Raw genomic sequence first — 13,608 nt, forward strand, 5'->3', positions numbered from 1 at the left:
CTGCTGTCGGCTTAGCACGTCTCGAAGCGAATCTGGGAGCTAGAAATGAAGAACCTGCAGCAGCCGTCGTCGATGCCAGCGCATCGCTACATCCCGCATCACGAGCAGATCGCCGTCGATCTGCCTGATCGCACGTGGCCGTCGAAGCGGATCGAGCGTGCGCCCCGTTGGTGCGCCGTCGATCTGCGCGACGGAAACCAGGCGCTCATCGACCCGATGTCGCCAGAGCGCAAGCGCGCGCTGTTCGACCTGCTGGTCCGCATGGGCTACAAGGAGATCGAGGTCGGATTCCCGTCGGCCAGCCAGACGGACTTCGACTTCGTGCGCTCGCTCATCGAAGAGAACGTCATCCCCGACGACGTCACGATCCAGGTGCTCACGCAGGCCCGCGGGCACCTGATCACCCGGACCTTCGAGTCGCTGAAGGGCGCCAAGCAGGCGATTGTCCACCTCTACAACTCCACGAGCGTCCTGCAGCGTGAGGTCGTCTTCCGCAAGGACCGCCAGGGCATCATCGACATCGCGCTCGAGGGTGTGCGCCTGTGCCGTGAGGCCGAGGCGCTCGTGCCCGACACGAAGATCTACTACGAGTACTCCCCGGAGAGCTACACGGGTACCGAGCTCGACTTCGCCGTCGACATCTGCAACCAGGTCATCGAGGGCTTCGACGCGAGCCCCGAGCGTCCGGTCATCATCAACCTGCCTGCGACGGTCGAGATGTCGACCCCGAACGTCTACGCGGACTCGATCGAGTGGATGCACCGCAACCTGGCACGGCGCGAGAGCGTCGTGCTGTCCCTCCACCCCCACAACGACCGGGGCACCGGCGTCGCGGCGGCCGAGCTCGGCTATCTGGCCGGTGCCGACCGCATCGAAGGATGCCTCTTCGGCAACGGCGAGCGCACGGGCAACGTCGACCTGGTGACGCTCGGTGTCAACATGTTCACGCAGGGCGTCGACCCGCAGATCGACTTCTCGGACATCGACGGCATCCGTCGCACGGTCGAGTACTGCACGCAGCTCCCAGTGGGCGAGCGCGCGCCGTGGGGCGGGGACCTGGTCTACACGGCCTTCTCCGGTTCGCACCAGGACGCCATCAAGAAGGGCTTCGAGGCGATGGCCGCGAAGGCCGAATCCCTCGGGGTCTCCGTCGACGAGCTGACCTGGGAGGTCCCGTACCTGCCCGTCGACCCCCGCGACCTCGGACGCAGCTACGAGGCCGTCATCCGCGTCAACTCGCAGTCAGGCAAGGGCGGTGTCGCATACCTGCTCAAGGAGCACCACAACCTGGACCTGCCGCGTCGCCTGCAGATCGAGTTCTCGGGCGTCGTGCAGAACAAGACCGACTCCGAAGGTGGCGAGGTCTCGACCGACGCCATCTGGCGCATCTTCAACGACGAGTACCTGCCCGCCGAGAGCGAGCAGCACAAGTGGGGCCGCTTCGAGCTGTTCCGCACCGCGACGAGCTCCGCGCTCGACGGAGCGGTCGACCTCAGCGTCTCGCTGCGGGACGGGACCTCGGTCGCGGACCATGCATCCAAGGGCAACGGCCCGCTCGACGCCTTCATGAAGCTGCTCGGTGACCAGGGCCTGCAGGTCGAGTTGCTCGACTACGTCGAGCATGCGCTCTCGGTCGGCGGCGACGCGCGTGCCGCTGCCTACATCGAGCTCGACGTCGCCGGCGTGCGCCTGTGGGGCGTCGGCATCGACAGCGACATCTCGACCGCTTCGCTCAAAGCCATCGTGTCGGGCGTCAACCGTGCGCTGCGCGGGCAGACCGAGGCCGAGCTCGACGCGCAGCTGACAACCGTCGCGTAGCCGCGACCACCTCGGAGGGCGGGCGCCCCGACCGGAGTTCACTCCGAGTTCGGGCCGCTCGCCCTCTGCTGCTCCTGGCTGGCTCGCTTCTCCTCGAGGACTGCGATGGGGCGCGTGTCGAGAGCATGGAAGCCAGACGCCTCGAGGATCTCCCGGTCGGTGAACGGCCGCTCCCGCTCGGTCTTCCCCGTGCGCGGAGATCGTCGGAACCGTGGCATCCGCAGCGCTATCTGCTCGGGAAGGCTGAGCCCGAACCAGACGCTCGCCATGCGCACCGCGAACGTCACCGCGACGCAGATCACGATCCCGATGATCTGGGAGACGCCGAGGTAGTCGGCGAGCACGAACGCGGCGCTTCCCGCCGTGGCCGCGATCGCGTACAGCGAGCCGACGAAGAGGATGCCGACCGGCATTCCGAGCAGCATGTCCCGCACCACGCCGCCGCCAGCTGCGGTGACGGTGCCCACGAGCAGGGTCGGGAGGATGGGCAGCTCGAAGTTCATCGCCTTCAAGGTGCCCACCGCGCAGAAGAACCCGAGCGCGGCGGCATCGAGTACGGACACGAGTCCGTCCATCCGTCGCAGCACGCGTTGCAGGAGCATTCCCCCGAGCGCCGCCGCCCCGGCTGTGAACAGGAACCACTCGGTCTCCATGCTCACCGGGCGGATGCCGAGCAGGAGGTCGCGGATGATGCCCCCGCCGAGACCGACCGTGATGCCGATGATCACGACGCCGAGCCAGTCGAGCTTCTTGTCCCGGAACTGCTCCGCGACCATGGCCGCCGTGATGGCGCCGATGGCGATGGCGGTGAGGTCCAGCCAGAGGGGGAGCGTCGTGGCGGGCGAGTCCATGGAGTCAATGCTCGCACAGCGCCGTCATCGGCTCGGTCACGCGTGGTTCCTGCCTCTGGGTGGGAGGAGGTTCATACTGGATGGATGCCCACCTATCGCGACGAGGCGGTCGTCCTTCGCACCCAGCGCCTCGGTGAAGCCGACCGCATCGTGACGCTGCTCGGCAAGGAGCGGGGGAAGGTGCGCGCCGTCGCGCGCGGCGTGAGACGAACCTCTTCGAAGTTCGGGGCACGACTCGAGCCGTTCATGGTCGTGGACGTGCAGTGCTACGCGGGCCGCAATCTCGACACGGTCACGCAGGCGGTGACGCTGGCCGCGTACGGTCGCGACCTGGTCGATGACTACTCGCGATACTCAGCGGCGTCCGTCATCGTCGAGGCTGCCGAGCGGATCGCTGAGGCTGAGCCGTCGCCGCAGCAGTACACGCTCGTCATCGGGGCTCTGCGCGCCCTGACCATCGGCGCGAGGGCATCCCAGGACATCCTCGACTCGTATCTGCTTCGTGCACTCTCCCTGGCGGGCTGGGCCCCGGCCCTGGACGACTGCGCGAGATGTGGGGCCCCGGGGCCGCACGAACGGTTCAGCGTGCAGCTCGGCGGCGTGGTCTGCGCGCGGTGCACTCCGGCCGGCGTCATGCGCGTGGATGCTGCGACCGTGGGCGCGCTCCGAGCTCTGCTCTCGGGCAACTGGGCGACGCTGGATACGCTCGAGGCGCCGCCGAGGGCTCGCGCAAGCGGTATCGTCTCGGCGTACTCGCAGCAGTACCTCGAGAAGCGGCTCCGGTCCATGCAGGTGCTCGAGCACGATCGACTGCTCGGCAGGCTGGAGCCGCCCAGCGCAGCAGCATCCGTTCGCGAAGAGGCCGTGGAGCCCAGCATTGAGGAGAAGGCATGAGCCGCAGCAAGCAGGCGCGGGAGTTCAAGCCCGTCGACTGGACCGGCGTGTATCCGCCGCAGTTCGACGCGTCCGAGGTGCCGTCTCACGTTGCCGTCGTCATGGACGGCAACGGAAGATGGGCGAACCAGCGTGGCCTGCCGCGGATAGAGGGGCATCGAGCCGGCGAGGCCGCGCTGCTCGACGTCGTTGCGGGGGCCCTGCAGGTCGGTGTGAAGCACCTGAGCGCCTACGCCTTCTCGACGGAGAACTGGAAGCGCTCGCCTGAGGAGGTGCGCTTCCTCATGGGGTTCAACCGCGACGTCCTGCACCGCCAGCGCGATCAGCTCAACGAGTGGGGTGTGCGCATCCGCTGGGCGGGTCGCGAACCGCGTCTGTGGAAGTCGGTCATCAAGGACCTCCAGCTCGCTGAGCGCTTGACGAAGGACAACACGCGGATGACGCTCACGATGTGCGTCAACTACGGCGGTCGCCTCGAGATCGCGGACGCGGTGAGGAGCATCGCGGAGGAGGTTCGCGCGGGCCGGCTGCGCCCGGAGCGCGTCACCGAGCAGACGATCGCCAAGCACCTCTACGACCCGGAGATGCCGGACGTCGATCTGTTCGTGCGCTCGAGCGGCGAGCAGCGGACCAGCAACTTCCTCCTCTGGCAGGCGGCCTACGCGGAGATGTGCTTCCTGGACACGCTGTGGCCGGACTTCTCGCGGACGGACCTCTGGGAGGCCATCGAGCGCTACGCCGGTCGTGATCGGCGGTTCGGGGGAGCGGTCGACGCGCCGACGGCGCCGACCGGCTCGCCTCCAAGCGTCGTCAGCTGAACTCGATCGTGACCGCGTCTCCGACGATCGTGAAGGTCCCCGTCGTCCGGATGGGGCTGGAGCCTGCGCTCGTCCGACCGCTGCTTCCCGTGTACGAATAGCTCACGAGGCCGTCCTCGACCTCGAATCGGTCCGAGGTCTCGCTGACCGACACGGTCGGAGCGCTGGCGACCTGCCAGCTCAGCGCCGTGTTCGCGCCGGAGACGTAGGTGCTGAACGGGCAGCCGTCCGGCGACGCGTCGGTGGAGAGCACGCACTGGTCGATCTTGGCCGTGACGGCGGCGTTCACAGCTTCGGTGAGAGCTTCGGTGGGGGTGTAGATCAGGTTGCGCTCGGGGACGTGCTCGTCCTGGACTGGGCCGACCCGGACGGGCTCGCTGGCAACCGAGTAGAACGTCGATTCGGTCCCGGTCACGGGGTAGATGGCCGGGTACGCGCTGAAGGGCACCCAGCTCACCGGCTGGCTGCCCTCCCAGGTCAGCGTCTCCACTGGTCCCGGCGTTGCGGCCACGGAGCCGATGGTGAAGTCCATGGCGTGGCTGGTGCCGGCGACGGACTCGAAGACGAGTGGGGTGACGACCCTCCAGGTCTCGAGGAGGAGGAACTCGTTCTCGATGCGCTCGGCCACGAGAACGGTGCTCTCCGTCGTCCCGCCGAGACGGTAGGTGACCTGCACGTTCCGCCTCTCCCGGCCGGAGCCGTACTCCTCCTTGGCGGGGTCCTCGAACCAGCTCGTGCTCGGAGCCGCGGGGCTGAGCTCCGTCTCGACCACGTCGAGGACGGTGATCCGCTCGCTGGCGGACGCGAGCATCGCATCACTCACGTAGTCGCGTTGCGACGTCTCCACGTTGGGGTCGACGAGCTCACCGGCGTGCGTCGCGTCGCCCGCGGCGATCGCCTCCACGTATGCACGGACCTTCGCGACCGCCCCGCGCTGCGTGTTGACCGAGGTGATCGCGATGGCGGAACCCGTGACGACGAGCACTGCGATCGTGGTGCAGACGCCCGCGATGCGCAGTCGGCGCTTGGTCCTCGCGGTCATGGGCAGGCTTGGGAGTCCTGCTGCGTCTCGCGCCGGTTCCAGGAGCGGGGGCACCTGGTGCGTCGACGGCGACGGCACAGCGGTCGGCGCGGTGCCCGCCCATGCCGCGCTGGCTGGCGATTCGAAGCCCCCGAGTCGCGTGCGGATCCGCGTCGCGAGGGCGTGGACCCTCGGCGTGAGGGCGCTGGCTCGGTCTGGGAGCGCCCATGCGCCGAGCTCGACGGCCAGGGCCCAGACGGCGAAGAGCGCAGGGGTCCAGAACGCGGGCCGGGCGGCGAGCTCGAGTTCCCCGAGCGTGAAGCCGAGCACCGTTGCCGAACCGGAGACCGTCACCGGGAGGAACACCAGCGAGCCCAGCATCCACAGGACGAAGACCGCGGCGGGGAGGCGCCAGATTCTCGCCAGCTCCGGGGTTCGCGTCCGGGCGCGCCCGACGCCGATGAGCAGCGCCGAACCGAGTGAGGCCAGGACGACGGGAAGGACCGAGACCCAGGCGAACGGGAGTTCCGGCGAGAGGACGGAGATGCCTTCGACAGCGGTGTACGGGACAGTGACCGTGACCGCTCCGAGATGCGCGAAAATGAGCGCCCAGAAGGCGGCGTGCGGGGCGCCGGCGAGCAGCATGGGAAGCTGTGCGCTCAGGGCCCCGGCCTGAAGGAAGACAAGCACGAGGGTGATGGTGCCCAGCACCGCGCCGGTGAGGGCGAGCGCTCCTGCGTAGATGCCGACGTCGGTGGCGAGGCTCGCAAGCTCGCGGGCCAGCGGGCTTCGTGGTCTCCCGGTTGGCGCGATCTCGTGCTGCTTGCGGGTTGCAAGGGACCTGCCGAGCCAGCCGCTCGCGAAGACGGACGTGAACGAGATCGGCACGAGCGCCGGCCCGAGAGCCGAGACTGTGGCGGCCGCGCCCGGCGCATCGAAGCGGACGCCCGGCGCAGCGACGAGGAGCATGAGCACGGCGAAGGCGCCCCCAGCCGCAGCGGCGGCTCCCGCGCGCATCCCGCCGCTGCGCTGAGGGTGACGGCGTTCGAGCAGGTACGCGCCGAGGACGCTCGCGAGGCCCACGAAGGCCAGGGAGGCGAGCGGCCACACGCCGATGGTGAACCCCTCGTCGCCCGTGCTGACGAAACCGCCGATGGTCTCGAGCCCCGCCCGGAGCTGCCCGCTGAACGGCAGCGAGGTGAGCAGGAGGAACACGCGCCAGAGCTGCTCGGCGAACTGCGTCCCGGAACCGCTGGGACCAGATGCGCCGGACCCAGCGTTCAGGGCCTCGTTCAGGAAGAGGGCCGTCGCACCGCACAGTGCGGCCCCGGCGAAGGCCGCGGCGCCTGCGGCGATGCCGACGTGCGCGGCCGCAGTGGTGAGGAATTGCTTGTCGACGGCGATTCTGCGCGTTGAGTGGAGGCTCACTGGTGTCCTTCGGATGACAGACGCCCTGGGGGACCGCGTCATTCGAGTGTTCGGGTGGTCCGCGACATGGTTGCAGGAGAGAGGAGCGCACCGGTGGCTCGCACTGGCATCTGTGGATAACTTCCAGGCCATCGCGTCGGCTGGGGCCGCCGCGAGTTCGGCGGCTGACTAGACTGGCGACTTGCGGCGAGCACGACCCTGGGTTCGCCTTCGACACCCCAGCAGGAGTTTTTCTCAATGGCGCAATCCACGCTCGATAAGGTCATCGCCCTCGCGAAGCGACGCGGCTTCGTCTTCCAGGCCGGCGAGATCTACGGAGGCACGCGCGCCTCGTGGGACTACGGCCCCCTCGGCGTCGAGCTCAAGGAGAACATCAAGAAGCAGTGGTGGCAGACGTTCGTCCGCGGACGCGCGGACATGGTGGGTCTCGACTCCTCGATCATCCTCCCGAAGGCCGTCTGGGAGGCCTCCGGCCACGTCGCCACGTTCACCGACCCTCTGGTCGAGTGCCTCAGCTGCCACAAGCGGCACCGCCAGGACCACCTCGTCGAGGCGTTCGAGGCGAAGAAGAAGCGCGCGCCTGAAGGCATGTCGGAGATCGTCTGCCCCGACTGCGGCACCAAGGGGCAGTGGACGGAGCCGCAGCTGTTCTCCGGGCTCGTCAAGACCTACCTGGGTCCGGTCGACAACGAGGCTGGCCTCCACTACATGCGCCCCGAGACCGCTCAGGGCATCTTCGTGAACTTCAACAACGTGCTCACCACGTCGCGCAAGAAGCCGCCGTTCGGCATCGGGCAGGTCGGCAAGGCGTTCCGCAACGAGATCACGCCTGGCAACTTCATCTTCCGGACGCGCGAGTTCGAGCAGATGGAGATCGAGTTCTTCGTGCACCCCGACGAGGCGCAGAAGTGGTTCGAGGACTGGGTGGAGGCCTGCTGGAACTGGTTCACCGACCTCGGCCTGAACCCGGACAACATGCGCCGTTTCGACGTTCCCAAGGAAGAGCGCGCGCACTACTCCGCCGGCACGATCGACTTCGAGTACCAGTTCGGGTTCAAGGGCTCCGGGTGGGGCGAGCTGATGGGCGTCGCGAACCGCACCGACTACGACCTCACGTCGCATTCGACCGCGTCCGGCACGGGGCTCAACTACTTCGACCAGGCAACCGGCGAGCGCTACACGCCGTTCGTGATCGAGCCGAGCTTCGGCCTGACGCGGTCCATGATGGCGTTCCTCGTCGACTCCTACGTCGAGGAAGAGGCTCCGAACGCCAAGGGCGGCGTCGACATCCGCACCGTGCTGCGCCTCGACCCGCGCCTCGCGCCCATCAAGGTCGCCGTGCTGCCGCTGAGCCGCGACGAGCGTCTCAGCCCAGTCGCCCGTGAGCTCGGCGACAAGCTCCGCAGGCACTGGAACATCGATGTGGATGACGCGGGCCAGATCGGGCGCCGCTACCGCCGCCAGGACGAGATCGGCACGCCGTTCTGCGTCACCGTCGACTTCGACACGCTCGAGGACAACGCCGTGACGGTTCGTGAGCGCGACTCGATGGCGCAGGAGCGCGTCGCCCTCGACCAGCTCGAGGCCTATCTCGCGGCTCGCCTCCTCGGGGCCTGACCCAGCTGGCGTGAGCCCGAGCAACACCGACGGTGCCGAGCGCCTGCCTGCGACTTCGCGGGCGGGCCGCTCGTGGCGCGTCACCCTGCTGGCGCTCGCCTCGCTGCTCGTCCTCCTGGCCGTGGTTGGCTACGTCCACGTGTCGAACCGAGCGACAGACCGTGGCGAGGCTGAGCTGACAGCAGGCGAGGCCACGCCAGCCTGGCGCGGTGAGGGATCCGAGCTCCCGAGCCGCGGCTCGGTCGAGGTCCGTGGGGTGCGGATGACGGCGAGTGAGGTCCAGTGCGGTCTGCCACGGCATGACTGGCAGGGCGGCAGTGCACAGGCGTCCGGTCAGTTCTGCGTCGTCGACATCGAGCTCCGCAACGACGGGGAGGCGGCGCTGGTGATCGCCCCGGCTGTCTTCGCGCTCATCGACGGGGAGGGGGCGCCGTTCGTCGCCGACGAGCGCGTCACCGCGTACGGCACCGACCTCCCGCCGAGCCTTCCGAGTTCTCGCGAGCTCCCGCTCGGGGCAGCTACGCGCATCCATCTGGTGTTCGACGTTCCCGCCGATGCCTCGGGGCCGATGGAGCTGCGCTTCACCCCCTCCGAGCAGCTGTCGATCACCGTCTGACATGGTTCGGGGCGCCCGTCGTCGCGTTGAGGCGGCGGGCGTGCGAAAGTCGACGCGACCTGCGAGAATTGATCGGTTATGACCTTGACTGCACTCGACTCGAAGCCGCTGCGCATCGGACCCCTGGTTCTCGACGTACCGGTGGTCCTGGCGCCCATGGCTGGCATCACCAACTCCGCCTTCCGACGCCTGTGCCGTGAGTACGGCGCCGGCCTCTATGTCTCCGAGATGATCACGTCCCGTGCGCTCGTCGAGCGCACGCCCGTGACCATGCGGCTCATCGAGCATCACGAGTCAGAGGACACGAGGAGCATCCAGCTCTACGGCGTCGATCCCAAGACGGTGCGCGAGGCCGTCACGATGCTCGTCGCGGAGGACCGCGCCGACCACATCGACCTCAACTTCGGCTGCCCGGTGCCGAAGGTCACCAAGCGAGGCGGCGGGGCTGCGCTTCCCTGGAAGACGTCACTGTTCCGCGCCATCGTGGAGGGTGCCGCCGAGGCGGCGGGCGATATCCCCCTGACCATCAAGATGCGCAAGGGCATCGACGATGAGCATCTGACGTACCTCGAGGCCGGTCGCATCGCCGAGGGCGCCGGCGTCGCCGCCGTCGCGCTCCACGGGCGCACCGCCTCGCAGTTCTACTCTGGTCAGGCCGACTGGGACGCCATCGGGAAGCTCAAGGAGACCGTCACGAGCATCCCGGTCCTCGGCAACGGCGACATCTGGGCGGGCGAGGATGCGTTGCGCATGATGGAGCAGACCGGATGCGACGGGGTCGTGGTCGGCCGCGGCTGCCTCGGCAGGCCGTGGCTGTTCGGCGACCTGGCGGCTGCCTTCCGGGGTGAGACGACCCGCATCCAGCCGACCCTCGGGGGTGTGGGGGACGCCATCCGTCGGCACACCGAGCTGCTCGCGGAGTTCCATCAGGAGGAAGCCAGGGCGTGCCGGGAGATGCGCAAGCACATGGCGTGGTACCTGAAGGGCTACCCGGTGGGTTCCGACATCCGGTCCGGGCTGGCCCTCATGTCGACGCTCGAGGAGCTCGACGGGCTTCTCGCCCAACTGGACCGCGATCAGCCGTACCCGGGTCGGGACGCGGAAGGCCCGCGGGGTCGAGCGGGAACACCGAAGCGTCCGTCCTTGCCCGACCGCTGGCTCGAGTCGCGCGAGCTGAACGACGACCAGAAGGCGAACATCTCCGCCGCCGAGCTCTCCCACTCGGGAGGCTGAGGGTGTCGCTTCCTCCAGAGCCGATCGACCGCAGCCCGTACGGTGACCATGATCGGGAGCGGTTCCTGCCCGAGCATCACGAGAACCGTCGGCGGTCGACGTTCGCCCGCGACCGGGCGCGCCTCGTCCACTCGAGCGCGCTGCGGCGGCTCGCCGCGAAGACCCAGGTGCTGTCGCCGACCGCTGGCATCGATGCCGCCCGGAACCGACTGACCCACTCGCTCGAGGTCGCGCAGGTGGGGCGGGAGATCGCCGGCACGCTCGAGCTCGATCCGGACATCGTCGACACGGCCTGCCTCGCGCACGACCTCGGGCATCCGCCCTTCGGACACAACGGGGAGAAGGCGCTCAACGAGTGGGCGCGGGATATCGGGGGCTTCGAGGGCAACGCGCAGACGCTGCGCATCGTCGCGCGGCTCGAGCCCAAGGTGTTCGGCCCAGACGGGCGGCACTACGGGTTGAACCTGACGCGGGCGAGCCTCGACGCGAGCTGCAAGTACCCGTGGACGCGCGAGGTCGGTGCCGAACGCGGCACGGGCAAGTTCGGCGTGTACGCGGATGACCGTGCGGTCTTCGACTGGGTGCGGCAAGGCGCGCCGGAGTCGCAGACGAGCATCGAGGCGCAGGTCATGGATCTGAGCGACGACATCGCGTACTCGGTCCACGATCTCGAGGATGCGATCGTCGAGTCGTTCGTGTCGCTCCCGGAGCTCGATGACCCCGAGAACAGGCCGGCGATCCTCTTCGCCGCTTCCGACTGGTCCGGATCGAAGTTCACGGAAGAGGAGCTCGATGAGGCGTTCGCGCGACTGCAGCTGCAGCCGTACTGGATGCGCGAGTACGACGCCTCGAGGGAGGCCCAGGCCGGACTCAAGAACCTGACATCGCAGCTCATCGGTCGGTTCGCGAAGGCCGCGACGTCGGCGACGTGGGCGGCGCAGCCGGGGGAGTCGCTCATCCGGTACCGCGCCTCGCTGGTCGTGCCGCGCGAGATCCGCGCTGAGATCGCGCTGCTGAAGGGCATCGTCGCGGGCTTCGTCATGTCGTTGGATGCGCGTCGCCCCATCTACGAGCATCAGCGGAAGATCCTGGTCGAGCTCGCCGAGATGTTCTGGCAGACGGGGGACCAGCATCTCGATGCGGCCTTCGCCGCTGATTTCCGGGCCGCGGACGACGACACGGCGCGCAAGCGGGTCGTCGTCGACCAGGTCGCCAACCTCACCGACAAGGGCGCCCTCGTCTGGCACGACCGGCTCGCTGCGGCGTCGGAGGTGCCGTCTAGGGTGGCTTCATGGCACTGATCCGCAAGAGCGATATCGAGGAAGTTCGCTCTCGCACGGACATCTCCGAGATCGTGGGTGACCACGTCACGCTCAAGAACGCGGGTATCGGTTCCAAGAAGGGGCTCTGCCCGTTCCACGACGAACGCACGCCGAGCTTCCATGTGCGCCCGCAGCTGGGCTACTACCACTGCTTCGGCTGTGGCGAGTCGGGGGACGTCTTCACGTTCCTCCAGAAGATCGACCACGTCACGTTCTCTGAGGCGGTCGAGCGGCTGGCGGGCCGGCTGGGCTATGCGCTCACGTACGAGGACGGCGGGCACGCCCCAGACCACTCGAAGCGGCTCCGTCTCCTGCAGGCCCACACGGCCGCCGAGGCCTACTACCGCGAGCAGCTGCAGGCGCCCGGCGCGGATGCGGCGCGCGAGTTCCTGGGCGGACGCGGGTTCGACCCGAGCGCGGCCGCGATGTTCGGGGTCGGCTACGCACCGCAGGGGTGGGATTCGCTGTCGAAGCATCTGACGGGGCTCGGTTTCACGCTGCCGGAGCTCAAGGAGTCCGGTCTGCTCTCCACCAACGAGCGCGGGTCCAGCTACGACCGCTTCCGCGGGCGCGTGATGTGGCCCATCCGCGATACGTCGGGACAGACCGTCGGGTTCGGTGCGCGCAAGCTCTACGACGATGACAAGGGGCCGAAGTACCTGAATACGCCGGAGTCGCCGATCTACCACAAGGCGCAGGTGCTGTACGGACTCGATGTCGCGAAGCGCGAGATCGCGAAGCAGCACAAGGTCGTCGTCGTCGAGGGCTACACGGATGTCATGGCCGCGCATCTTGCTGGAGTGCCGACTGCGGTCGCGACCTGCGGGACGTCTTTCGGCGTCGACCACATCAAGGTGCTGCGCCGGATCATGGATGACGAGTCCGCCGGTGGGCAGGTGATCTTCACGTTCGACCCGGATGAGGCCGGGAAGAAGGCAGCGATGCGCGCGTTCGCGGAGGAGCAGCGCTTCGTGGCCCAGACGTTCGTCGCCGTCGCGCGCGACGGACTCGACCCCTGCGATCTGCGTCTCGCGCGTGGTGACGCCGCTGTGCGGGACCTCGTCGATCATCCGACGCCGATGTACGAGTTCGTCATCGCGCAGCAGCTGCTCGGCCACGACCTCGACACGGTCGAGGGTCGGGTCGCGGCGTTGCGCCAGGCTGCGCCGGTTGTGGCGGGGATCCGCGACCCCGCGATGCGCCCTGGGTACTCACGACGACTCGCGAAGATGCTCGGTATCGATCTGGTGCAGGTCGAACAGGCTGTGCGTGCGGCGCGGGGGACAAGCAAGAGCGCGCCCCGGCGGCAGGCGGAGACCCGTGCGCCGGTTCGAGCGGCCGACCAGCGGCCCCGAGTGCCGGCGCAGCGTGGGCCAGCCCCCGGTCCTTTCGAGGAGGAGCCGCCGTTCCCTGACGGCGAGGGGTACGACTTCCCGCCGGACGCCGGCGACTTCGGTGGCGGTGCGGTGCGCGCGGTACGGATGAGCGATCTGCCGAACGACCCTGTGACGCGTCTGGAGCGTGACACGCTCATGGCGGTGCTGCAGCATCCGAGGCGGCTGTCTGACGAGCGGTTCCAGCAGGTCATGGCGGCTGGCTTCACCAATGCGTCGCTCTCGACGGTGCGCGACGGAATCGTTGCCACTCGCGACTCGCTCGGATCGATGGAATGGATCACCCGCATCGGCGAGGAGGTACCGCAGGCGTTCACGACCCTCGTCACCGAGTTGGCGATGGCCTCGATCCCGGCGGGGAATAAGGACGAGCAGATCGACCTCTACGTCCGCTCGCTGAGCGCCTCGCTGGTCGAGCGTGACCTGCTGCGCAGGAAGGCGGAGCTGCTCGGGGCGCTGCAGCGAACGGACGGCAGGACTGAGCCGGACCGGTTCCGCTCCCTGAACGAGCAGCTCGTGTCCATCGAGAATCAGAAGCGCGAGCTGCGCGAAGGCTAGGCTCGCACGGTGAGCCCGGATCGGCGGAGGACGCGCTT

Annotated in this window: 10 protein-coding genes; 8 read left to right on the forward strand and 2 right to left on the reverse strand. The window is 68.5% G+C overall.

Annotated elements, in window-relative coordinates:
• Positions 1-45: 45 nt before the first annotated feature.
• Complete coding sequence (leuA, locus tag F8O03_RS05725; protein WP_151422954.1) at positions 46-1,818, forward strand: 2-isopropylmalate synthase; 1,773 nt, start codon at positions 46-48, stop codon at positions 1,816-1,818.
• Between the two features lie 38 nt (positions 1,819-1,856).
• Here the strand turns inward: leuA and F8O03_RS05730 are convergent, their stop codons facing one another.
• Positions 1,857-2,669, reverse strand: a complete 813-nt coding sequence (locus tag F8O03_RS05730; protein ID WP_104253429.1) for a trimeric intracellular cation channel family protein — start codon at positions 2,667-2,669, stop codon at positions 1,857-1,859.
• 84 nt (positions 2,670-2,753) lie between these two features.
• On the opposite strand from F8O03_RS05730, the gene recO reads away from it, so the two are divergent.
• Together recO and F8O03_RS05740 are read left to right on the forward strand one after the other, a co-directional pair.
• Positions 2,754-3,563: a DNA repair protein RecO gene (gene recO, locus F8O03_RS05735; RefSeq protein WP_151422955.1), complete on the forward strand. Its 810-nt coding sequence runs from the start codon at positions 2,754-2,756 to the stop codon at positions 3,561-3,563.
• Positions 3,560-4,381: an isoprenyl transferase gene (locus tag F8O03_RS05740; protein ID WP_151422956.1), complete on the forward strand. Its 822-nt coding sequence runs from the start codon at positions 3,560-3,562 to the stop codon at positions 4,379-4,381. Before recO ends, F8O03_RS05740 begins: the two co-directional genes overlap by 4 nt.
• On the opposite strand, the gene F8O03_RS05745 is transcribed toward F8O03_RS05740, so the two are convergent.
• Positions 4,374-6,830 (reverse strand): hypothetical protein, encoded by a 2,457-nt coding sequence (locus F8O03_RS05745; protein WP_151422957.1) that lies wholly within the window; start codon positions 6,828-6,830, stop codon positions 4,374-4,376. The two genes, F8O03_RS05740 and F8O03_RS05745, sit on opposite strands and share 8 nt — an antisense overlap.
• A 237-nt stretch (positions 6,831-7,067) precedes the next feature.
• On the opposite strand from F8O03_RS05745, the gene F8O03_RS05750 reads away from it, so the two are divergent.
• The 5 genes from F8O03_RS05750 to dnaG all read left to right on the forward strand — a co-directional run bounded on the left by F8O03_RS05750 (position 7,068) and on the right by dnaG (position 13,570).
• Positions 7,068-8,447, forward strand: coding sequence for a glycine--tRNA ligase (locus F8O03_RS05750; RefSeq protein ID WP_151422958.1), 1,380 nt, complete (start codon positions 7,068-7,070; stop codon positions 8,445-8,447).
• Between the two features lie 10 nt (positions 8,448-8,457).
• Positions 8,458-9,063 carry a DUF4352 domain-containing protein gene (locus F8O03_RS05755; protein WP_151422959.1) on the forward strand — a complete coding sequence of 202 codons (606 nt, stop codon included), beginning with the start codon at positions 8,458-8,460 and terminating at the stop codon, positions 9,061-9,063.
• A gap of 78 nt (positions 9,064-9,141) precedes the next feature.
• Complete coding sequence (gene dusB, locus F8O03_RS05760; RefSeq protein WP_151422960.1) at positions 9,142-10,296, forward strand: tRNA dihydrouridine synthase DusB; 1,155 nt, start codon at positions 9,142-9,144, stop codon at positions 10,294-10,296.
• A gap of 2 nt (positions 10,297-10,298) precedes the next feature.
• Complete coding sequence (locus F8O03_RS05765; RefSeq protein ID WP_244295930.1) at positions 10,299-11,597, forward strand: deoxyguanosinetriphosphate triphosphohydrolase; 1,299 nt, start codon at positions 10,299-10,301, stop codon at positions 11,595-11,597.
• Entirely contained in the window at positions 11,588-13,570 is a 1,983-nt protein-coding gene (dnaG, locus tag F8O03_RS05770) for a DNA primase (protein WP_151422961.1), read from the forward strand. Before F8O03_RS05765 ends, dnaG begins: the two co-directional genes overlap by 10 nt.
• The last annotated feature ends 38 nt before the right edge of the window (positions 13,571-13,608 follow it).

The sequence above is a fragment of the Pseudoclavibacter terrae genome, from assembly GCF_008831075.1.
Classification (GTDB): Bacteria; Actinomycetota; Actinomycetes; order Actinomycetales; family Microbacteriaceae; genus Pseudoclavibacter; species Pseudoclavibacter terrae.